Origin of the sequence: Streptomyces sp. NPDC056231 (genome assembly GCF_048270745.1) — a bacterium.
Classification (GTDB): domain Bacteria; phylum Actinomycetota; class Actinomycetes; order Streptomycetales; family Streptomycetaceae; genus Streptomyces.
The window spans coordinates 77,964-99,023 of record NZ_JBLVKW010000014.1; the positions used below are offsets into that span (position 1 = coordinate 77,964).

A 21,060-nucleotide genomic window follows, 5' to 3' on the forward strand; every position below is an offset into this window, starting at 1 on the left:
CTCTCCGTACGTGCACGAGGGACCCACCCGCAGGTCATGGGCGAGGCCCTCGTACCGTGCTGCCATGACCGCCGACACGTCCGACGAGATCCGCCCCGCCGCCCCGGCCGACGTCCCCGCCGTACGGGCCGTCACCGATGCCGCCTACCAGCACTACATCGCGCGCATCGGCGTCGTCCCCGCACCCATGCGTGCGGACCATGCGGCAGATGTGGCGGCGGGCCGGGTGTACGTGACGGGAGACCCGGACGTCATCGGCGTCCTCGTTCTCGTCCCGCACGAGGACCACCTCTTCCTGGAGTCCGTCGCCGTCCACCCGGACGCGGCCGGCCGGGGAGTCGGCCGACGGCTGCTCGCCTTCGTCGACGCGCACGCCCTCAGCCTCGGCCTTCCCGAGATCCGCCTCTACACCAACGCACTGATGTGGGAGAACCAGAAGATCTATCCGCGCTACGGGTACGAACTGGTGGAGCGGCGCGTGGACGGCGTCTACGACAGGTTCCACTACCGCAAGCGGCTGACCCGATGACCGGGACCGACTGATCGACTGTGTCAGTGGTGGCTGAGACGATCGACGCATGACGACGATCGACTGGGACTCCGCCGCCGACTCCTTCGACGAGGAGCCCGACCACGGGCTGCTCGACCCGGTGGTCCGGCACGCATGGGCGCAGCGCCTGGAGAGCTGGCTGCCCGGGGGCCGCTCCGAGGTGCTCGACCTCGGGTGCGGCACCGGAAGTCTGGCGCTGGTCGTCGCCGGGCAGGGCCACCGGGTCACCGCGGTCGACCGGTCGCCGCGCATGGTCGAGCAGGCGCGGGCCAAGCTCGCCGGGACGGGCACCGAGGTGCTCGTCGGGGACGCGGCCCGACCGCCGGTCGGGAAGCAGCAGTTCGACGTGATCATGGCCCGCCATGTGGTGTGGCTGCTGCCCGATCCCGAGGCCGCTCTGCGCCACTGGTTCGGCCTGCTGCGGCCCGGCGGACGGCTGCTGCTGATCGAGGGGGTGTGGGGCGCGGTGGGCCTCTCCGCCGAGCGACTGACTGCACTGGTCTCCCCGTTCACCGAGCGCATCCACCACGAGCGGCTCTCCGACGACCCGAACCTGTGGGGCAAACAGGTCGACGACGACCGGTACGCGCTGGTGGTGCGCGCCGAGCCGCCGCACCGGCACACCGAGATCGTCGATGTGCATCTGATCCTGCGCCGCGGCCCCGAGGTCCTGCTCGCCCGCCGCGCCGGCACGGGATACGCGGACGGGCTGTTCAACGGTCCGTCCGGACATGTGGAGGACGGTGAGGACGTCCGCGCGGCGATGATCCGCGAGGCCGCTGAGGAGATCGGTCTCGCACTGGACCCGGAGGAGCTGCGGGTCGCCCTGGTCATGCAGCACCGCGGGCCCGGCGGCAGTCCGCGGACCGGCTGGTTCTTCGAGGCGGAATACGACCCCGCGCGTCCGCCGTACAACCGCGAACCGGAGAAGTGCTCGGAGCTCGCCTGGTTCCCGCTGGACGCCCTGCCCGACGACATGGTCGCGTACTGCCGTGCGGGGCTGGACGGCTACCGGGCGGGGGAGCACTTCCTGATCCACTGGCACGAGGACGGCGACACCGTGGCGTACCAGCCGCACGGCACCCGCCGCGCGGTCCCGCTGCAGTCCGGCGGGTCCGGCACCGGCGGGGTGCACCACATCGAGCTGTGGGTGCCCGACCTGGCGGTGGCCGAGGCGGGGTGGGGCTGGCTCCTCGGTGAGCTGGGCCATGTCCCGTACCAGAGATGGGAGCACGGCCGCAGCTGGCGGCGCGGTGACACCTATCTGGTGATCGAGCAGTCACCGGCTCTGGCCCCGGGACCGCACGACCGGCTCCTCCCCGGCCTCAACCACCTGGCGTTCCATGTCCGGGACCGGGCCACGCTCGACGCGCTGGTGGCGCGGGCCCCGGAGCACGGCTGGCGGCTGCTGTTCGCGGACCGCCATCCGTACGCGGGCGGCGACGGGCACTGCGCCGCCTACTTGGAGGACGCGGCGGGGTACGAGGTGGAACTCGTGGTGCGTTAGGGCGTGTTCCGGAAGTCCCGCCTGCCGGGCGGCCTACGGGCGGACGACGCTGCTTTCGAAACGCGCCCTAACGCCCGGCGCCGGACGGGCACGACGGTGCCAGCAGACCCGTGAGCCCGTCGGCGAGGGCGAGGCCCTCCAGCTCGTCCAGCGCTCGGCGGGCGGCATCCGCCGCGACGGGATCGTGTGCGGCCAGTCCGCTCTCCTCGAACTCGTCCTCGTCCAGCCGCAGTACGGAGGAACCGTCCGCGGACACCCACAGATCGAGATCCAGGTCCTCGACCACCAGCTCCCCGTCGAGCAGCACCGCGGGCCGGGTGACGTCGCAGTACCAGCCCTTCAGCGTCCCCTCGCCGGTGCGGACCTCCTTCACCGCGAACCACCGGTCGCGCCAGTAGTGCTCGGTGAAGACGTCGCCCGGCTCGAACCGTACGAAGCCGAAGTCGCGCACACCCGGTGCGGCCCACGGTGCGGTCACCGTCACCCGGGCGCCGTCGTCGCCCACGAGCTCCGCCGGGTAACGGATCTTCGTCCGCCCCGCCTTGACCAGGACGACCTCAACCGATGTTGTGGACATGGCGCACCTCCGTGGCGCAGATCCGGTAGCCGAACCATGTGTTGATGGCCAGCATCGGGCCGTTGTCCGCGTCATTGCCGGTGTATGCGTCCGTGTAGCCGGCCGCGCGTGCGCGGTGCAGCGAGTCCGTCTTGGCGAGCTTCGCCAGACCCCGGTTGCGGTACGCCCTGCGGGTGCCGGTCATCCCCGACCAGTAACGGGTCAGGCCGTCGGTGTTCGCCGCGCTGAAGGCCGCCACCTCGCCGTCCACCACAGCGACCGAGGTGAGCTCCCGGTCCAGACCGGGGTTGTTCCAGGTGTTCCGCAGCCAGTCCTCGTAGTCCGAGAGTTCGGCCGGGGTGTCGCTCGGCTCGTCCGCCGTGGTCTCCGCGTCCGCCTCGAACAGGGGGCGCGGGTCGTCCGCGAAGTCCGAGGCGGTCCGCAGCTCCACACCGGACGGAGGGTCCTGACGGGGCGGCAGCGTGCCGTGTGTGAGGTCGAGATGGAGGAAGTGCGCCGGACGGCTCGGCGTGTACCCGCGCTTCTCGGCGAAGACCCGGTTCGCCGGCTCGTCGAGCACCCAGGTGTAGATGGCGACCGCCCCCTCCCCGGCCAGATACTCCTCGGCGGTGCTCACCAGTAGCGAGCCTGCCCCGCGGCCCACCCGGTGGGGGTGCGTGTACGGATTGCAGAAACCCTGGCCGGGCTCCGGGCTGTCATGGACGATGCCGACCTGAGCGGTACCGATGATCTCCCCGTCCTCCTCGGCGACCAGCAGCCTGTACCGCCTGTCGGGATGGGCGTTGGCCTGTTCGAAGGCAACCTGCTCAGGAGTCGTCACCATGTACGGAAGTGCGGCGCGCCGCACCCGTACCCACGCCTCGGCGTCGGTGGGCACGAAGTCGCGAACGATCACAGTCATGCGGCGGACGTTACGGGGAGAACCGGCCCGGTCGCCTCCGATTTTCCGGTGGTGGGGGAGAATCGGGCCGTGACTTTGAAGATCGCTCTCGATCCCGACTCCGGCATCGCCCCGTACGAGCAACTGCGCACGCAGATCTCCGAACTGGCGCGCTCCGGCGCGCTGCCCGTCGGCTACAGACTCCCGACCGTACGCGGCTTCGCCGAGGAGCTCGGCCTCGCCGCGAACACGGTGGCCAAGGCATACCGGACCCTGGAGGCGGACGGGGTGATCGAGACCCGTGGACGGAACGGCACGTTCGTCGCTGCCGCGGGGGATGCGGCGGAGCGGAAGGCCGCGGAGGCGGCGCGGGAGTACGCGGACCAGGTGAGGCGGCTCGGTCTGTCGCGCGCGGCGGCGGCGTCGCTGGCGCAGGACGCGGTGCGGGCGGCGTACGAGGAATGACCGCGGCCGTCCGGTCCGGTGGCCGTTCGTGTCCGCAAGGGCGCGAGAACCACACCCGTCCGGCGAACGAGGACAGACCGGCTTGCGGGCGGAACCCTCAGAGATACAGCCCCGCGTCCGCCCCTGCGTCCTGCTTCGGCACCGAGGCAGGACCGGTGCCGCGGCGCAGCGCGTACAGTTCGGCCAGCGTCGCGCCCTCCCGGCGGAGCCCTTCCTCCGTGCCCAGCCAGGCCGCCGCCTCCTGGCGCGTCAGTGAGCCCACCTCGATGCGGGCCAGGCAGCGGCCGGGCCTGACGACCGCCGGGTGGAGCCGCTCCAGGTCCTCATTGGTCGTCACGCCCACCAGCACATTGCGGCCCTGGCCCAGCAGCCCGTCGGTGAGGTTCAGCAGCCGGGACAGCGCCTGGCCCGCGGTGTGCTTGGCCTCGCCGCGGATCAGTTCGTCGCAGTCCTCCAGGAGCAGCAGCCGCCACCTGCCCTTCGCCGTGCCGTCGTCCTCGCCGATCGCGATGTCCATCAGATAGCCGACGTCGTTGAAGAGCCGCTCCGGGTCGAGAACGCAGTCGACCTGGCACCAGTCGCGCCAGGACCGGGCCAGCGTGCGCAGCGCGGATGTCTTGCCGGTGCCGGGCGGGCCGTGCAGCAGGAGCAGCCGGCCCGCGATGTCGTCCGGCGTCACCTTCATCAGGCGGTCCATGGCCTCGGCCACCGGCGCCGTGTAGTTGCCGCGCACCTCGTCCCAGGTACCGGCGGCGATCTGCCGGGTGGTGCGGTGCGGGCCGCGGCGCGGCGAGACGTACCAGAAGCCCATCGTCACGTTCTCGGGCTGTGGTTCCGGTTCGTCCTGGGCACCGTCCGTCGCCTGGGCGAGGATCTTCTGCGCCAGCTCGGCAGTGGTCGCGGTGACGGTGACGTCGGCGCCGCGGTTCCACCGCGAGATGAGCAGCGTCCAGCCCTCTCCCTCGGCGAGGGTCGCACTGCGGTCTTCGTCGCGGGCGGCGCGCAGCACCTTGGCGGCAGGCGGCAGCAGCGTCGCCCCGGACTTCACCCGGTCGAGGGAGGAACTGTGGGAGTACGGCTGCTCGCCCGTCGCGAAGCGGCCGAGGAACAGCGCGTCGACGACATCGGCCGGGGAATCGCTGTCGTCGACGGTGAGCCGGATCGGCAGAGCGGACTCGGGGTTGGCAGACATGGCGCCCATGATCCGGCACCGGGGCACCCGGCGCACCCAGGTTTTGCCTCCTTCTGCCACCCGTTGGGACGGTGCGCATCACACACCTCCCCGAGCCGGTGAGTCCGCTTCGCACCTGCCGCGGCGTCGGTGGGCTGCCGGGCCGTCAGGCGCTCCGGGGCGTACGGTCCCTGGCGGCGCCGCGCCGGCATCCTTGACCGGATGGGTTCCGGGGCTCCGGCATTCCGGTCGCCGGCCGAATGACCGGCGGTGCATGCGGAAGCGGTCTGCGGTGCACAACGGCCTGCCCGCGACAGGGAGCCCACACCGGCCTGCCTCGCTCCGGATGTTCCGCATGCGCGACTTCGCCCCGCAGTGCGCCGGATGCCAGATGCCGATGTGACGCACGCTCAGGAGACGTTCAGGAAAACCTCATGGGATGTACTTGGCATGAACACTTCCAGTGGCGCCTCCGTGCTGCTACCACTGAGTAGGGCAGAGATCCTGCCGGCCGGTCCAAGGGAGATTCCGTGAAAATACCCAGACTTGTGGCGTTGTCGTCCTCGCTTCTGCTCGGTGCCATACTCGCCCTGACCGGGGCGGCCACCGCGAACGCCGCGACGTCCGTCGATTACGTCGCACTCGGCGACTCGTACTCCTCGGGGGTCGGCTCCGGCAGCTACGACAGCGCCAGCGGCGACTGCAAGCGCAGCACCAAGGCCTATCCTGCGCTCTGGGCCGCCGCCAACTCGCCCGCGTCGTTCGCCTTCACGGCCTGTTCGGGCGCAGTTACCGGCGATGTGACGGCCAAGCAGCTCGGCCCGCTCTCCACCTCGACCGACCTCGTCTCGATCTCCATCGGCGGCAATGACGCGGGCTTCGCCGATGTCATGACCACCTGTGTCCTCCAGTCGGAAGCCACCTGCCTCAGTCGGATCGCCACCGCCCGCAGCTATGTCGACTCCACCCTGCCCGGCAAGCTCGACTCGGTGTACACGGCGATCAGGTCCAAGGCGCCGTCCGCCCATGTCGTCGTCCTCGGCTACCCCCGCTTCTACAAGATCGGCGGCAGCTGCCTCGCCGGCCTGAGCGATACCGAACGCTCCGCCATCAACAGCGCCTCCGACTACCTCAACGCGGCAACCGCCAAGCGTGCGGCCAACCACGGATTCACCTTCAGCGATGTCGCATCCAGGTTCACCGGGCACGAGATCTGCTCCGGCAGCGTCTGGCTGCACAGTGTCAACTGGCTCAACATCGGTGAGTCCTACCACCCCACCGCCGCCGGCCAGTCGGGCGGCTACCTGCCCGCCTTCAACTCGGCGGTCTGACAAGGCGGCGGAAGGGGTACGGGCTGCCCCGGTCAGTCGCCCGCCGGGGTGGCAGCCCCTTCCGTCGGGGCGGAGGCCCCATCCGTCGGGGTCTCCGCCCGGCAGGTCACCGAGAACGCCACTCCGTTCGAGGTGACCGCGACCGGACTCCTCACCTCCAGGGTGATCGTTCCGTGGTACGTGGTGTCCTGTCGGTGCGTCAGCTCTGTGTGCGACACCTGCTTCGACCGCCCGTCGCCGGCGCCGAAGGACAGCGACTGCCAGCCGGGATCCGAGCTCGTACCGTCCTTCAGCGCCCATCGGTACTCGACCTGTACGGGCGTGCGCCCCACCGTGATCGTCGCCTCGACCGCCGGTGCCCCGGTGTGCGGCGGTGGGCAACTGCCTTCGTAGCTGTCGCGTACGGGGGCGAGATACACCGTCACGGTCTGGGACGGCGGTTTGCTCGTACTGCTGTGGCCGGTGTTGCCGGTGATCCCGGCGCCGCCTCCGCCCGGTGATCCGTCGGTGCCGGGCGTTCCCTGGGTGGCGGGCGTCGAGCGCGGGGCGCTGCTGGTCGGGCCCGGGCCCGGGCCGGGGACGCCGGTGCCCGCGTTCTGGTCGTTGCCCTTGTGTGACAGCGTCCAGACGATCCCGCCGACGGCCAGCAGCAGGACCGCCAGCCCTGCGGCGAGAAGGGCGACCGCGCGACGCGACCGCTCCTCGGGGGCGTACGCGGACGTCGGAGACGAAGCGGGGGAGGGGAAGGGTGCCGCGGGAAACGGCGTTGCCGGCGTGTTCGTGCGGGCTGTCACCGTGGCACCGTACGGATCCGCCGCACCCGCCCCCGCGGTCCGCGGCGTACCCCCGGCGGCGACGATCCGCAGCCGATGCTCGGCCTCCGCGGCCGAGAGCCGCTCGGTCGGGTCCTTGCGCAGCAGTGCCTCGACGACCGGGCCGAGCGGGCCGGCCCGCCGGGGCGGCGGCAGCTCCTCGTCCACCACCGCCCGGAGCGTGTTCAGCGGGGTGTTCTGACGGAACGGTGAATTGCCCTCGGTCGCGGCGTACAGAAGCACACCCAGCGACCACAGATCCGATTCGGGCCCCGGCGTGCGCCCCAGTGCGCGCTCCGGTGCCAAGAACTCCGGCGATCCGATCAGTTCACCCGTCATGGTGAGCGCGGACGTCCCCTCGACCATGGCGATACCGAAGTCCGTCAGCACCACCCGCCCGTCGTTGGCGAGCAGCACATTGCCGGGTTTCACATCGCGGTGCAGCACCCCGGACCCATGGGCGCTGCGCAGTGCGGCCAGCACCTCCGCGCCGATGTGCGCCGCCCGCTTCGGGGGCATGGGGCCCTCGGCGTCCAGTACGTCGGAGAGCGCGAGCCCTCGGATCAGCTCCATCACGATCCACGGACGGGAGTCCTCGGTCGCCACGTCGTAGACGGTGACCACGTTGCGGTGGGAGACCCTCGCGGCCGCCCATGCCTCCCGCTCCAGGCGCGCGTAGAGCCGGTGTACGTCGGACGCGGGCAGCCCCGACGGGGCGCGGACCTCCTTGACGGCGACCTCGCGCCCCAGCACCTCGTCGCGCGCCCGCCACACGGTCCCCATCCCGCCCTGGCCCAAGGGGCCCAGCAGTCGGTAGCGGCCCGCGATCAGTCGGTCCTCGCCCGGCACTTCGCTCACGGTGATCCCCCATCCGCAGGAGTGGCGGCAGCACGGCGGAAACCTCTCCACACGAACCGTTCCCGCCCCCCTTGCGCAGCAATCCGCCGCTGCGGGCGAACCACTCCCGTTCTGTCCAAGTCGCCCTGTAATGGGGCGAATTATGAGTGCGGCCGTCAGCATCCGTATGTGTGTGCTCAATCCTGCGCCCGGGATACACGCGTGTCATCGCGGGGGGATAGGGTTAACCTGCCCGGGCCGGGTGCCCTCGTACGGGTGGGGAGTGACATGGAACAGATAGCGATGCGCAGCAGGCCGCGTGTGCCTGCCATCACATGTGGGAGCAGTGCGACCAGTTCGCGCCTCGACCGCCATCTCGCAGTGCTCGGCGGCCCCGCCGTCCCGCAGCGTGAGACCGCGGAGGCGACGTTGCTGATGCTGGAGCTCACCTCTCGCGACGCTGCGCACAGCCGCCGGAGCAGGAGCGCGCGTGTCTCGCTCTTCGCACCGCTGCGGCGACTGCGGCGCTCGCTCTTCGGCAGCCGCCGCTGACCCGACGGCCTGTCACCATCGATCCGGCCCCCGACCGATCGCCCGCCCCTGATCGAACCGGCCCACCGCTCGGGCCGCGCTCAGGCGATCACACCGTCCCGGCGCAGCTCCGCTGTCTGCTCGTCCGTCATCCCCGCGGCCCGCAGCAGTGCTTCGGTGTGCTCGCCGAGCGCCGGTACGGCTCCCATCCGCGGCTCCGCCCCGCCCGGCAATGTGATCGGCGGCAGCATGGCCCGCAACGCCCCGACCGGTGATTCCACTTCCCGCCACCGGTCCCGTGCCGCCAGCTGAGGGTGTGCCGCCACATCCGCCACGGTGTTCAGCCGGGCGCAGGCGATGCCCGCGGCGTCCAGCCGGGCCAGCGCCTCCTTCGTGGTCAGCGTGGCGAGCGCCTCGGCCACCACCGCATCGGTCCGCTCCCGGTGAGCGGTCCGTGCGGTGTTCGTCGCGAAGTCCGGATCTTCCGCCAGTGCCGGCCGCCCCAGAACCTGCTCCGTGAGCCGGCGCCACTCCCGGTCGTTCTGCACGGAGAGCAGCAGCTGTTCCCCGTCCGCGGTCTCGAATGCGTCGTAGGGGGCGATGACGGGATGCGCGAGCCCCGTGCGCGCCGGGGTTTCGCCCCCATGCATCCGATGGTGCAGCGGATGCCCCATCCACTCGGTCAGCGAATCCAGCATCGAGATCTCCACCGGCCCGCCGAGCCCGGTGGTCGCGCGCCGCAGCAGCGCCGCGAGCACCCCCGAGAAGGCGTACATCGCCGCCGCGATGTCGGCGGCGGGCACACCCGCCTTCACCGGCTGCCCAGGCGTGCCGGTGACGGAGACCAGTCCCGCCTCGCACTGCACGAGCATGTCGTAGGCCCGCTTGTGTGCGTACGGGCCGTCGGCGCCGTACCCCGAGATGTCGACGGCGACCAGCCGCGGGTGCGCGGCGCAGAGCGTCGCGGCGTCCAGACCCAGCCGGGCGGCCGCGCCCTGGGCGAGGTTCTGTACGAACACATCGGCGCCGGCGACCAGTCGGCGCACCGCGGCGAGGCCGCGCGGGTCCTTGAGGTCGATCGCGAGGGACTCCTTGCCGCGGTTGCACCAGACGAAATGCGAGGCCAGGCCGCGGGCAGCGGTGTCGTAACCGCGGGCGAAGTCACCGCCGTCCGGGCGCTCGATCTTGATGACGCGGGCGCCGAGGTCGGCGAGCTGCCTGGTGGCGAACGGGGCGGCGACAGCCTGTTCGACGGCGACGACGGTGATGCCGTCCAGGGGGAGAGGGTGAGCACTCATGGGAACCGTACCTATCGTGTACGTAACAACTTTGTCATCCCGTGGTGTTGACGTCGGAAAGTTCCGGGGCCAGGGTGCTGATCGTTTGGCGCGTACACAGCACCTCACCCCCGGATGCGTACATGTGTGACCACCACCACCGCGATGACCGCGGTGACCTTCACCTTCCTCGGGGTCGCCGGCCAGGGCGGAACCCCGCTGGGCAACAAGAGTGCGCTGGACGCCGCCGTGATGATGGCGACGATGTCGGAGTTCCTGCGCGAGGAGAACCTCGCCCCGTCGGGGCGGCTCCACTGGGTGATCAACAACGGCGGTGACATTCCGAACGTCACCCCGGAGATCGCCGAGATCTCGTACTACGTCCGCGAAGGCAGTCCGGCCCGGGTGCAGGTACTGCTCGACAAGGTGATCGCGGTCTCCGAGGCGGCGGCGAAGGCCAGCCGGACCACGGTGGGACACCGGATCACCTCGGCCTGCTGGAACCAGCTGCGCTCGACCGGGTGCCGGACTCGTTCGAACAGTCCGCGTCCTGACTGCCCCGGACGTGTCACACCAGGGCGAACTGCCCTTCCGGGCCCTCCTCGTGATGGTCGAGCACGGAAGCCGGCCGCCTGGCCGTCGCCGCGACCGGCAGGACACCGGCCGCCCGCAGATCACCGGTGGTGAGCTGCGGGCCGGCGGCCGGCTCCTCCTGCCGGGGCCGGAGTTCGGCGAGCAGCGCCAGCACGGTGATCAGTTCCAGCAGTTCCGAGGTCCACTCCTGGGGCCAGCCCCGGGGTCGTATCGCCTCCAGACCGTCCGCCCCGTCAGCGGACGCCCGTCGCTCGAACCACAGCTCCAGCATCCGGACTCCGCCCACCCGGAACTCCCAGGCTCCCGCCGGCACGGGCGAGATGCGCCCCGTCCCCAGCAGGAGCGCCTCGTCGCCGGGGTCGTACTCCAGCGTGCCGGGCGCGGCCGGTAGCGCGGCCCGCACATAGGGGCGCCGCCCGCCGGGCAGCCGCGGGCGCTCCCCGCCGCGCGCGCCGCGCAGCTGGAGCCGCAGCAGCTCCCGGCCCAGCTCCACCCCGGCCCACCAGCGTGTGCTGTCGGCGGGCAGCGGTACGACGGACCCGGCCGGGGAATGACGGGCTGCCGTGATGATCCACGCCAGCACGGACTCCGCGGTGACCGCGTTCCCGTGCCGGGCGCGCAGCAGCCCGAGCAGACCGGGCGCCAGATTGGGTTCCTGTCCGCCGGGCCGCCGGTAGAGCGGCCGGATCCGGCCGGGGCGGCCGGCCGGGGAGTGGCCGTCGGGCAGCAGCGCCGTCACGGACAGGGCGGGACCGGTGTCCTGCGGTACGTATCCGTGTTCGACGGCGAAGAGCTGGTGCCCGTCGGCGACTCTCCACAGCTCCGGACGGGCGGCGTCGATCAGCCGGTGGTCGGGGATCAGCCACTGCTCGTCGAACGGTCCGTGCAGGATCCGCACCGGCTCGGGACAGGGACCGGACTCCCGCGCGAACCGGGCGGTGGAGGTGGTCTGGCCGGGCAGCGCCGCGACCGGAGTCTGCGGATCACGGGCACGGGTGGGCCGGAAAAGCTGTTCGCGCTCGGCTCCTTCGGCACTGACCAGACGTCCCCAGCGGGCCTTGAGGGAACCGGCGTCCGGGGCCGTCACCCAGGGGCGCCCGGTACGCAGGGGCCGTACGGACCATGGCATGAGGTCGTCGAGCAGTGGGGTGTCGTCGTCCCCGCCGGCTCCGGCGCCCGCCCGTGCTGCCACCGTGTCGTCCTCCCCGTCGCCACGTCCGCCGCCCCAGGCATCGTAACGGCGCGTCGTGCGCGGTCAGTGTGCTTCGACCGTCACCGAGAACGAGAACCTGTCCCCCCGGTACCGGATCTGTGCCACATCCACCACCCGGCCGCTCTCGTCGTACGTCACCCCTGTGTAGAAGAGGATCGGGCTGAGCAGCGGGACCTGGAGGAGCTCGGCGGTGGCCGGGTCGGCGAGCCGCGCCTCGACCGTGTCCGTGATCCGCGCGATCCGGACGCCGACGCGGTCGCGCAACACCTTGGTCATCGGCCAGCGTTCGAGATCGGCGGCATCGAGCCGGGCTGCGACCTCGGGGTGCACCGTGTTCTCCGCCCAGTTGGTGGGCTCGCCGGTGTCGCCGTCGCAGCGCAGCCGTCGGTAGCCGACCACGTCCGTACAGCCCGGGAAGTACTCGGCGAGGTCGCCGGGCAGGGCGAGCGGGCCATGACCGAGGACCGTGGTGCGCTCGCCCGACTGCTGGGCGACGATCGCATCGATCGAGCCGAGCAGCCGGACCGGCGAGGCCCGGCGGGCCCGCGGCTCGATGAAGGTGCCGCGCCGCCGGTGCCTGCTGATCAGCCCCTCCGTCTCCAGCTCCTTGAGCGCCTGCCGCATCGTGAGGACGCTGACGCCGTAGTGTGCGGCGAGCTGCTCCTCGGTCGGCAGCCGCAGCGAGGCGTCCTGGGCGCGGCCGAGTATGGACGCGCGCAGCGACTGTGAGACCTGGTACCACAGCGGCAGTTTGCGGTTCAGGACCAGCGAGTCGGGGGCGAAGGCCGTTACCGTGGGCGTCTGGGGCAGTTGAGGCACCTGGGTCACCTGGACTCTCCGTACTGCGACACTGCGGACGCGACGAGCGGGGGCCGGGAAGCGGCTGCTTCGCCTATGGCCGGAAGTTGCGTTCGAGACCCTGCCACACGTCGTCGTACCCGCGCTGCAGGTGGTCGGCGGCCGCCGCCTGTCCGGTCGCCGTGACCGGCCAGCGGGTCTCGAACATGAAGGCAAGACCGTCGTCGATCTTCTGCGGCTTCAGCTCCGCCGCGCTCGCCCGGTCGAAGGTCTCCCGGTCCGGGCCGTGCGCCGACATCATGTTGTGGAGCGAGCCGCCGCCCGGCACGAAGCCGCCCTTGCCGGCCGTCTTCGCGTCGTACGCCCCCTCGATCAGCCCCATGTACTCGCTCATCACATTGCGGTGGAAGTACGGCGGCCGGAATGTGTCCTCGCCGACCAGCCAGCGCGGCGCGAAGACGACGAAATCCACACCGGCGAGACCGGGGGTGTCCGACGGCGAGGTCAGCACCGTGAAGATCGACGGGTCGGGGTGGTCGTAGCTGATGGAGCCGATCACATTGAAACGGTGCAGGTCGTAGACGTACGGGGTGTAGTTGCCGTGCCACGCGACGACGTCGAGCGGCGAGTGGTCGTACGTCGCGGACCAGAGGTTGCCGCAGAATTTGTTGATCACCTGGACCGGGCGGTCCGCGTCTTCGTACGCGGCGACGGGAGCGAGGAAGTCCCGGGCGTTGGCAAGGCCGTTGGCGCCGATCGGGCCGAGGTCGGGGAGTGTGAACGGCTGCCCGTAGTTCTCGCAGACATAGCCGCGGGCGGAGTCGTCGAGGAGTTCCACCCGGAAGCGGACACCCCGGGGGATCAGCGCGATGTGACCGGGTTCGGCGCGCAGCAGGCCCAGTTCGGTACGGAGCAGCAGGCCGCCCCGCTCGGGGACGATCAGCAGTTCGCCGTCGGAGTCGCTGAACACACGGTCGGTCATGGCCGTGTTGGCGTGGTAGAGGTGCACGGCCATACCGGTGCGCTGGGTGACGTCGCCGTTGCCGCCGAGGGTCCACAGTCCTGCCAGGAAGTCCGTGCCGGGTGCGGGATCGGGGAGTGGGTCCCAGCGCAGCCGGTTCGGATCGGGGACGGACTCGGTGAAGGGGGCGGTGCGCACCGCTCCGTTGTCGATCCGGACGAACGGCGGGTGGGCGGCCGAGGGGCGGATCCGGTAGAGCCAGGAACGGCGGTTGTGGGCGCGCGGCTCGGTGAACGCCGAGCCGCTCAGCTGCTCGGCGTACAGGCCGAGTGGTGCTCGCTGGGGCGAGTTGCGGCCGTGCGGCAGTGCCCCCTGGACCGCCTCGGAGCTGTGCTCATTACCGAAACCGGCGGAGTGTACAAGCGCTTCCGCCGTCTTCCTCGCCTGCTCGATGCCGCTGGTGCCGCCCATGCTGCGCTCCCGGTGCCGAAGGATTCCTATGGGACACCGTAGGAATCAGATCGGGGCACGTCAACGGGGCAGGGCGGTGGCGCGTCGCGGATCCGGTGCGGGGCCGTGACGGAGATCTTTTGATCCGTCGTGCAGAAGGGGGTTCCAAAAGTTGAACAATGCTCTACTCTCCGGCACATGTCGTGGACACGAAGACTTCTGGTGGTCCTGGTGGCACTGGCCGCCGCACTCCTCGCGGCCCCGGCCGCCCAGGCGCACGAGGAACGGCCGGTCACCCTGCCCGACGGTTCCGGCAGCGTCCCGGTCTACCGCACCGGCGAACCGGATCTGCTGGTCTGCAAGAGCGACCGCGCCGACTTCGAACGCCGGATATCCGGCTTCCCGGCGAAGCTCCGGGCACGCAACCTCGAACTCTTCGAGCGGTGCCGGAAGTCCGGGTACCGCCATCTGCAGCAGGCCGTCGACGAGGTCGGCAGACCCGGCATGACCATCGCGATCCTGCCCGGCCTGTACGAGGAGGAGCCCTCGCTGCCCAGGCCGGCGGGGGAGTGCGCGAGGCTCAAGGCGCCCAACTCGCAGCTCGGCTACCAGATCCTGTCGTACGCGCAGCAGAAGAAGTGTCCGCACAACCAGAACCTGGTGGCGATCCTCGGCAAGAAGCAGCTCCAGATCGAGGGGACCGGGGCGGAGCGCACCGACGTCGTCATCGACGCCAAGTACCAGAAACTCAACGCGATCCGCTCGGACGGCTCCGACGGCATCTACTTCAAGAACTTCACCGCCCAGCGCACGACGTTCAACTCGCTGTACGTGCTGGCCCAGGACGGCTTCGTCATCGACGACGTCCTCACCCGGTGGAACGACGAGTACGGCTTCCTCACCTTCGCCAGTGACCACGGGCTCTACAAGAACTGCGAGTCGTACGGCAACGGCGACTCCGGCATCTACCCCGGCAGCGCGTCGAACATCAACGACGGGTACGGCTACGACGTCCCGCGCTACTCGATCGAGATCACCGGCTGCCGCAGCCACCACAACATGGTCGGCTACTCCGGCACCGCGGGCGACTCGGTCCACGTCCACGACAACGAGTTCGACCACAACATGGGCGGCGCCTCGATGGACAGCGCCTTCCCCGGCCACCCCGGACTCCCGCAGAACCACGCACGCTTCGAACGCAACCTCATCCACGACAACAACGCCGACTACTACCCGTACGTCGCCGACGGAACCTGCGCCAAACCGCCCGTCGAACGCGGCTACGAGGACGGCGTCGTCTGCCCGCAGATCTCCATGCCGCCAGGCACCGGCATCATCACCGCGGGCGGCAACTGGAACATCTACGAGAACAACTGGATCTACGGACAGCGGCGCGCCGCCTTCTTCCTGAGCGCCGTCCCCGCCTTCATCCGCGGCGAGAACTCCCTCGCGAAGCAGGCCGACACCTCGCACCACAACCGGTACGCGGGCAATCACCTCGGCACGGACAAGGCAGGCCGCTCCCGGCCCAACCGCACCGATGTGTGGTGGGACGGCCAGGGCGACAGCAACTGCTGGCAGTCGGACACCGGACCGTCCACACCGCGCTCGCTGCCCGCGTGCGGGGCGGCGCGCGGCGCGGTCTCCGTCCGCACCGACCGGCTGGTGGGCGAACCGGTCAAACTTGCCCAACTGCTGGTCTGTGCCGACTACAACGTGCAGGCGCGGCGGCTGCCGGCCGGCTGCGACTGGTACGGCGCGCGCGGCATCGAGCGCATCGAGGTGCAGATCGCGCTGGGTGTCGCTCTGGTGCTCGCGCTGGTCGGCGGGGTGCTCTGGTGGCGCCGGCTGCGGCACAGCCGGCTCGCCGCAGCGGCCACCCTGCTCGGCGCGATCGGCCTCGGGCTGGATGTGGCCGGTGCGACGACGGGCCTCGCGTCCTCCTATCTGCCTGCGGTGGCGCTGCTGCTGACCGGGGCGTGGTGGATCGGCATCGGACTCGTCCTGCGCGGCGAGCGGCCCGGACTGGGCTGGACCACGATGGTGCTGGGCGCCCTGACCCTGCTCGACGCCTTCGACAAGGCCGTCCTGATGATCCCGTGGATCCCGATCGGCCCGGCCTGGGTACGGGGTCTCCTCGGTGTCATCTGGGTGGTGTGGGCGATGGCGGCCTCCGCGCGGTACGGGGAACGGGCGGTACGGAAGAAGGCGGCCCCGGGGCCGGACGCGGACGCGAACGCCGATGCGGCGGACGTGCAGGGCGACGACCGGGCGGGGGCCCCTGCCGGTGCGGGCGTAGGAAGGAATTCGAGCCATGGCGCGGGTTCCGGACACGGTGCGGATTCAGCGTCCGGATCGGTGGATTCCGGGCCGGGCACGGATTCCGGGCCCCACCGGGGCTCCGGACCGGACGGGGACTGATCATGAGGCGATCTCCCCGCACGCTGCGACTCAACAGGTTCACGGCGCTCACGTCGCGCACGGCGTTCCCCCGGCTCGCCGTCGCCCTTCTCACCGCAGGCGCTCTCGTGTGCGGTGCGAGTGCCTGCGGTGGGCGGCCCACCACTCACCACAGGCCCGGCACCAGCCATGAACAGGCAGGCGGCAGCGTTGGCCGGCTCCTCACCGCGGACGACGGATCCGGGCACCGGCTCCGCCAGGTCGAGGCCGAGGGCGCCCCCGCGGTGACCGTCGCCGTACGGCCGGACTCCGAGGACGGGTGGAACGTCCATCTCTCCGTACGGAACTTCAGATTCAGTCCGGACAGTGTCGGCGGCGCGGCGCTCCTCGGGCGCGGCCACGCCCGGCTCTTCCTCGACGGCCACCCCCTGGCCCGGCTCTACGGCCCCTGGTACCACCTCCCCGACTCCCTCGTCCACGAAGCGGGCGGCGGCCGCACCCTCACGGCCCGGCTCTACGCCGACGATCACACCGCCTGGGCCGTGCACTCCACACCGATCCAGGCCACCACGCCTCTCACCACCACCCCTTCCGCCGGCACCCCCGCCGAGCCCCGCCCCGACCGGACTCTGGAGATCGTCATCTCTCACGGCAAGGTCAGCCCCGCCCCCGGCCGCACCGAACTCAGGAAGGGGCAGCGCATCGAGCTGCGCGTCCGAGCCGACCGCGCCGACACCCTCCATGTCCACGGCTACGACAAGGAAGCGCGCCTGCCCGCCGGACGGACCACCACCCTCAGTCTCACCGCCGACCGCACCGGGCTCTTCGAGGTCGAGACCCACGAGTCCGGTCTGCTCCTGACCCAGCTCGTCGTACGGTGAGCGTCCTCGCCCATGGCATCGGCTCCCGGCACGACCTGCCGCTGTCCCCCTTCTACGCGTTCGCCGGTGCCTTCGCCGCGCTCTTCGTCTCCTTTCTCGCGCTCGGCCTGCTCTGGCCCGCCTCCCGATTCCGGGGCGACCGGGCGGGCCGCCCGCTTCCGGTCCCCCTGCAGCAACTCGCCGACGCCCGCCGCACCCGGATCGCCGCGCGCGCCCTCGGTCTGGCCGCCGCCCTGTTCGTTCTCCTTCATCTCCTCCTCGGCCGCGATGGTCCGGAGCGCAACCCGGCCGCGGGCGCCGTCTACGTGCTCCTCTGGGTCGGGCTCGTCCCCGCCTCGCTCCTCCTCGGCCCTGTCTGGCGACTCCTCAACCCCCTGCGCACGCTCCACCTCCTCGTCTGCCGCGCGCTGGCCCGCGACCCGGCTGCGGGCCGCCCCCTTCCCGCACGGCTCGGTCTGTGGCCCGCCGCGGCCGGACTCCTCGCCTTCACCTGGCTCGAACTCGTCGCCCCCGACCCCGCGTCGTCCACCGCTCTCCTGCTCTTCCTCGTGCTCGTCGCCACCGTCTGCGTCATGCTCGGCTCCACCGCCTACGACGGCTTCTCCGACGCCCCCTCCTGGATCACCGCCGTCCAGACCTCACCCCTGGGCCGCACCACCGCGGCCACGCTCGGGCTGCTCGCCGCCGTCGCCCTCGTCGCCACCTGCTATGCCCTCTGCGCCGGTGCCACCCGGCTGATCTCCGGTCAACTCCGCCACCCCCTCACCGTCTTCGCGCACTCGCTGATCCCGATCGCCCTCGGCTATCTCATCGCCCACTACTTCACACTCTTCGTCACCGAAGGTCCGCGCACAGTCATGGTGGCACTCGGCGCTGACAATCCGGTCCCGCCGGAACCGCCCCTGCGTCCGGGCGGCATCGCCACGCTCCAGGTCGCCGCGATCGTCATCGGGCACATCCTCGGCGTCGTCGCCGCCCACGACCGGTCCGTGCGCCTCTTCCCACCCGCCCGCGCCGTCGCGGGGCAGCTTCCCCTGCTGACCCTGATGATCGCGTACACCGTCGGCGGGCTGACCCTGCTTCTCGCCTGACCGCAGGTGCGCACCTTTCCGTCCCGCAGAGGAGAGTCACGGCATCATGGAGCCCGTGCCCCATGCGAATACGAACCTCCGCCGCGCCCCCGTGCAGCAGCGCAGCGCCGAACGTCTCGCCCGGATACTCGACGCCTGCGCCGAACTCCTCGACGAGACCGGTTACGAGCAGCTGTCCACCCGGGCCGTCGCCGCCCGCGCGGAAGTCCCGATCGGCTCCGTCTACCGGTTCTTCTCCAACAAGCGCGCCCTCGCCGACGCCCTGGCCCGGCGCAACCTGGACAGTTACGCGGAGCGCATCACCGGTCGCCTGGCCGTCATCCCGGCCGCCGACTGGCGCAGCGCCATCGACGCCGTGCTCGACGAATACCTGGCGATGAAGCGCTCCGTCCCCGGTTTCGCCCTCGTCGACTTCGGCGCCCCGGCCCCTGTGGACGACCCGGCCTCCGACGCCAATCGCCGCGTCGCGGAGCGCCTCGCCCAACTGCTCTCCGGCCGTCTGGGGCGCACCGCCGACGAGGATCTGCTCCGGACGATCCTGGTCTGCGTCGAAGCCGCCGACGCGCTCCTCCAGCTCGCCTTCCGCACCGACCCGTCGGGCGATCCGGCGATCGTCGTGGAAACCCGCGTCCTGATCCAGGCGTATCTGGCCCGGATCCTGGACTGAACCCGGCACCGCATCTCACCGCGCGGGACGACACGGGTCCGCGCCGCAGGGAACCGGACACCCGCCCCGCCGTCCCGGACCGACGGTGTGGGGAACCTCGCGCCCGCTTTCGGGCAGGGCCCTGGAGCGGACGTTGACCTCAAGCCGGGTCGAGGTCGTACGTTCCTTCCATGAGCATGGAAGCCACCGCGTGGACGCAGCTCCACAACGTCATGAACGCGCAGCAGGACCGACGCCCCTTCGACCGAGCCACACTGCGGCGCATCGCCGCGTTCGCCCGACCGCACCGGCGGCGGGTCGCACTGTTCCTGCTGCTGAGTGTCGCCACGGCACTGCTCGCGGTCGCCACCCCGATCCTCGCCGGCCGCGTCGTGAACGCGATCGTGACCGGCAAGGAGGAGGGGACCGTCACGCGGCTGGCCGTGCTCATCGCCGTGATCGCCGTCGCGGAGGCGGGACTCGGGCTGGTCAGCCGCTGGCTCTCGGCCACCCTCGGCGAGGGACTGATCCTCGACCTGCGCACCGCCGTCTTCGACCACGTCCAGCGCATGCCGATCGCGTTCTTCACCCGCACCCGCACCGGCGCGCTCGTCAGCCGTCTCAACAACGATGTCATCGGCGCCCAGCGCGCCTTCAGCAACACCCTGTCCGGCGTCGTCAGCAATGTCGTCACGCTGCTGCTCACCCTCGGCGTCATGCTCAGCATCTCCTGGCAGATCACCGCACTCGCGCTGGTGCTGCTGCCCGTGTTCGTGCTGCCCGCACGCCGGATGGGTACGCGGATGGCGAGGCTCCAGCGCGAGGCCGCCGCCCACAACGCGGAGATGGGCACCCGGATGACCGAGCGCTTCTCCGCACCCGGCGCCACGCTCATCAAGCTCTTCGGGCGGCCCGCCGACGAGTCCGCCGAATTCGCCGCCAGGGCGGGCAGGGTGCGCGACATCGGTGTCCGTACGGCCATGGCCCAGTCCGCGTTCATCACGGCACTCACCCTCGTGTCGGCGCTGGCACTCGCCCTGGTCTACGGGCTCGGCGGGTTCTACGCGCTGCGCGGGCAGCTGGACGCGGGCGCCGTCGTCGCCCTGGCCTTGCTGCTGACCCGGCTGTACGCGCCGCTCACCGCGCTCGCCGGGGCGCGCGTCGAGGTGATGAGCGCGCTCGTCAGCTTCGAGCGGGTCTTCGAGGTCCTCGACCTCAAGCCGCTGATCGAGGAGAAGCCCGATGCGCGGACGGTTCCGGACGGTCCGGTGTCCGTGGAGTTCGACGCCGTGCGCTTCGGCTACCCCTCCGCCGACAAGGTCTCCCTCGCCTCGCTGGAAGACGTCGCCACCCTGGACACCCGCGGCGGTGACGAGGTGCTGCGCGGGGTCTCGTTCCGCGCCGAACCGGGCCAGACGGTGGCCCTCGTCGGATCGTCCGGCGCGGGCAAGTCGACCATCGCGCAGCTGCTGCCCCGGCTGTACGACACGGACGAGGGCGCCGTACGCATCGGTGGCATCGACGTACGCGACCTGTCGGCCGACACCCTGCGTGACACACTCGGCATGGTCACCCAGGACGGCCACCTCTTTCACGAGTCGGTCCGCGCCAACCTTCTGCTCGCCCGCCCCGAAGCCACCGAGGAAGACCTCTGGGACGCCCTGAGACGCTCACGGCTGGACGGACTGGTCGCCTCGCTGCCCGACGGACTCGACACCGTCGTCGGTGAACGCGGCTACCGGCTCTCCGGCGGCGAACGGCAACGGCTGACCATCGCCCGGCTGCTGCTGGCCCGCCAGCGCGTCGTCATCCTCGACGAGGCCACCGCCCACCTGGACAACACCTCCGAAGCGGCCGTCCAGGAAGCCCTCGTGGAGGCGCTCGAAGGACGCACCGCGGTGGTGATCGCCCACCGGCTCTCCACCGTACGAGCCGCGGACCTCATCCTCGTCGTGGAGAACGGACGGATCGTGGAACGCGGCACCCATCAGGAGCTGCTTGCGGCCGGCGGCCGGTACGAGGAGCTGTACCGCACCCAGTTCGAGCGACCCGGCACCGAGCCCGCCGGTCTGGGCTGACCACCGCTGA

General features: G+C 71.1%; 19 protein-coding genes. 11 read left to right on the plus strand and 8 right to left on the minus strand.

What is annotated here, in order from left to right:
* Positions 1–64 precede the first annotated feature (64 nt).
* Together ACNPQM_RS14370 and ACNPQM_RS14375 are read left to right on the plus strand one after the other, a co-directional pair.
* Entirely contained in the window at positions 65–529 is a 465-nt protein-coding gene (locus ACNPQM_RS14370; protein ID WP_418084279.1) for a GNAT family N-acetyltransferase, read from the plus strand.
* A 49-nt stretch (positions 530–578) separates the two neighbouring features.
* Complete coding sequence (locus ACNPQM_RS14375; RefSeq protein ID WP_418084280.1) at positions 579–2,057, plus strand: trifunctional class I SAM-dependent methyltransferase/NUDIX hydrolase/VOC family protein; 1,479 nt, start codon at positions 579–581, stop codon at positions 2,055–2,057.
* A 67-nt stretch (positions 2,058–2,124) separates the two neighbouring features.
* On the opposite strand, the gene ACNPQM_RS14380 is transcribed toward ACNPQM_RS14375, so the two are convergent.
* Both ACNPQM_RS14380 and ACNPQM_RS14385 read right to left on the minus strand, forming a co-directional pair.
* A complete protein-coding gene (locus ACNPQM_RS14380; RefSeq protein ID WP_418084281.1) occupies positions 2,125–2,634 on the minus strand; it encodes a DUF402 domain-containing protein in 510 nt (169 codons plus the stop codon).
* Positions 2,615–3,535, minus strand: a complete 921-nt coding sequence (locus tag ACNPQM_RS14385; RefSeq protein WP_418084282.1) for a GNAT family N-acetyltransferase — start codon at positions 3,533–3,535, stop codon at positions 2,615–2,617. The genes ACNPQM_RS14380 and ACNPQM_RS14385 overlap by 20 nt, the downstream gene beginning before the upstream one ends.
* Before the next feature lie 69 nt (positions 3,536–3,604).
* Here ACNPQM_RS14385 and ACNPQM_RS14390 point away from each other — a divergent pair, with 69 nt between their 5' ends.
* Entirely contained in the window at positions 3,605–3,979 is a 375-nt protein-coding gene (locus ACNPQM_RS14390) for a GntR family transcriptional regulator (protein ID WP_418084283.1), read from the plus strand.
* A 97-nt stretch (positions 3,980–4,076) separates the two neighbouring features.
* Here the strand turns inward: ACNPQM_RS14390 and ACNPQM_RS14395 are convergent, their stop codons facing one another.
* Positions 4,077–5,180: a DUF5925 domain-containing protein gene (locus ACNPQM_RS14395; protein ID WP_358858120.1), complete on the minus strand. Its 1,104-nt coding sequence runs from the start codon at positions 5,178–5,180 to the stop codon at positions 4,077–4,079.
* 518 nt (positions 5,181–5,698) lie between these two features.
* On the opposite strand from ACNPQM_RS14395, the gene ACNPQM_RS14400 reads away from it, so the two are divergent.
* Positions 5,699–6,481, plus strand: coding sequence for an SGNH/GDSL hydrolase family protein (locus ACNPQM_RS14400; RefSeq protein ID WP_418084327.1), 783 nt, complete (start codon positions 5,699–5,701; stop codon positions 6,479–6,481).
* Between the two features lie 32 nt (positions 6,482–6,513).
* On the opposite strand, the gene ACNPQM_RS14405 is transcribed toward ACNPQM_RS14400, so the two are convergent.
* Entirely contained in the window at positions 6,514–8,151 is a 1,638-nt protein-coding gene (locus tag ACNPQM_RS14405; RefSeq protein WP_418084284.1) for a serine/threonine-protein kinase, read from the minus strand.
* Between the two features lie 267 nt (positions 8,152–8,418).
* Here ACNPQM_RS14405 and ACNPQM_RS14410 point away from each other — a divergent pair, with 267 nt between their 5' ends.
* Positions 8,419–8,682 (plus strand): hypothetical protein, encoded by a 264-nt coding sequence (locus ACNPQM_RS14410; protein WP_327247209.1) that lies wholly within the window; start codon positions 8,419–8,421, stop codon positions 8,680–8,682.
* A gap of 80 nt (positions 8,683–8,762) precedes the next feature.
* On the opposite strand, the gene ACNPQM_RS14415 is transcribed toward ACNPQM_RS14410, so the two are convergent.
* The gene (locus ACNPQM_RS14415; protein WP_358858118.1) at positions 8,763–9,959 is read right to left on the minus strand and encodes a CaiB/BaiF CoA transferase family protein; all 1,197 of its coding nucleotides are present in this window, start codon (positions 9,957–9,959) and stop codon (positions 8,763–8,765) included.
* Positions 9,960–10,085: 126 nt separating this feature from the next.
* Here ACNPQM_RS14415 and ACNPQM_RS14420 point away from each other — a divergent pair, with 126 nt between their 5' ends.
* Positions 10,086–10,625: a hypothetical protein gene (locus tag ACNPQM_RS14420; RefSeq protein WP_418084285.1), complete on the plus strand. Its 540-nt coding sequence runs from the start codon at positions 10,086–10,088 to the stop codon at positions 10,623–10,625.
* On the opposite strand, the gene ACNPQM_RS14425 is transcribed toward ACNPQM_RS14420, so the two are convergent.
* From ACNPQM_RS14425 to hmgA, 3 genes are all read right to left on the minus strand, one after another.
* Entirely contained in the window at positions 10,507–11,724 is a 1,218-nt protein-coding gene (locus tag ACNPQM_RS14425; RefSeq protein ID WP_358858115.1) for a type ISP restriction/modification enzyme, read from the minus strand. The two genes, ACNPQM_RS14420 and ACNPQM_RS14425, sit on opposite strands and share 119 nt — an antisense overlap.
* A 63-nt stretch (positions 11,725–11,787) precedes the next feature.
* A complete protein-coding gene (locus tag ACNPQM_RS14430; RefSeq protein WP_358858114.1) occupies positions 11,788–12,573 on the minus strand; it encodes a GntR family transcriptional regulator in 786 nt (261 codons plus the stop codon).
* Between the two features lie 64 nt (positions 12,574–12,637).
* The gene (gene hmgA, locus ACNPQM_RS14435; RefSeq protein ID WP_418084286.1) at positions 12,638–13,975 is read right to left on the minus strand and encodes a homogentisate 1,2-dioxygenase; all 1,338 of its coding nucleotides are present in this window, start codon (positions 13,973–13,975) and stop codon (positions 12,638–12,640) included.
* A 177-nt stretch (positions 13,976–14,152) separates the two neighbouring features.
* Here hmgA and ACNPQM_RS14440 point away from each other — a divergent pair, with 177 nt between their 5' ends.
* The 5 genes from ACNPQM_RS14440 to ACNPQM_RS14460 all read left to right on the plus strand — a co-directional run bounded on the left by ACNPQM_RS14440 (position 14,153) and on the right by ACNPQM_RS14460 (position 21,050).
* Positions 14,153–16,375, plus strand: coding sequence for a right-handed parallel beta-helix repeat-containing protein (locus tag ACNPQM_RS14440; RefSeq protein ID WP_418084287.1), 2,223 nt, complete (start codon positions 14,153–14,155; stop codon positions 16,373–16,375).
* Positions 16,376–16,377: 2 nt separating this feature from the next.
* Complete coding sequence (locus ACNPQM_RS14445; RefSeq protein WP_418084288.1) at positions 16,378–17,235, plus strand: hypothetical protein; 858 nt, start codon at positions 16,378–16,380, stop codon at positions 17,233–17,235.
* Positions 17,232–18,326, plus strand: coding sequence for a hypothetical protein (locus ACNPQM_RS14450; RefSeq protein ID WP_418084289.1), 1,095 nt, complete (start codon positions 17,232–17,234; stop codon positions 18,324–18,326). The genes ACNPQM_RS14445 and ACNPQM_RS14450 overlap by 4 nt, the downstream gene beginning before the upstream one ends.
* A 46-nt stretch (positions 18,327–18,372) precedes the next feature.
* Positions 18,373–18,993, plus strand: coding sequence for a TetR family transcriptional regulator (locus tag ACNPQM_RS14455; RefSeq protein WP_418084290.1), 621 nt, complete (start codon positions 18,373–18,375; stop codon positions 18,991–18,993).
* 170 nt (positions 18,994–19,163) lie between these two features.
* Entirely contained in the window at positions 19,164–21,050 is a 1,887-nt protein-coding gene (locus ACNPQM_RS14460) for an ABC transporter ATP-binding protein (protein WP_418084291.1), read from the plus strand.
* Positions 21,051–21,060: the final 10 nt, after the last annotated feature.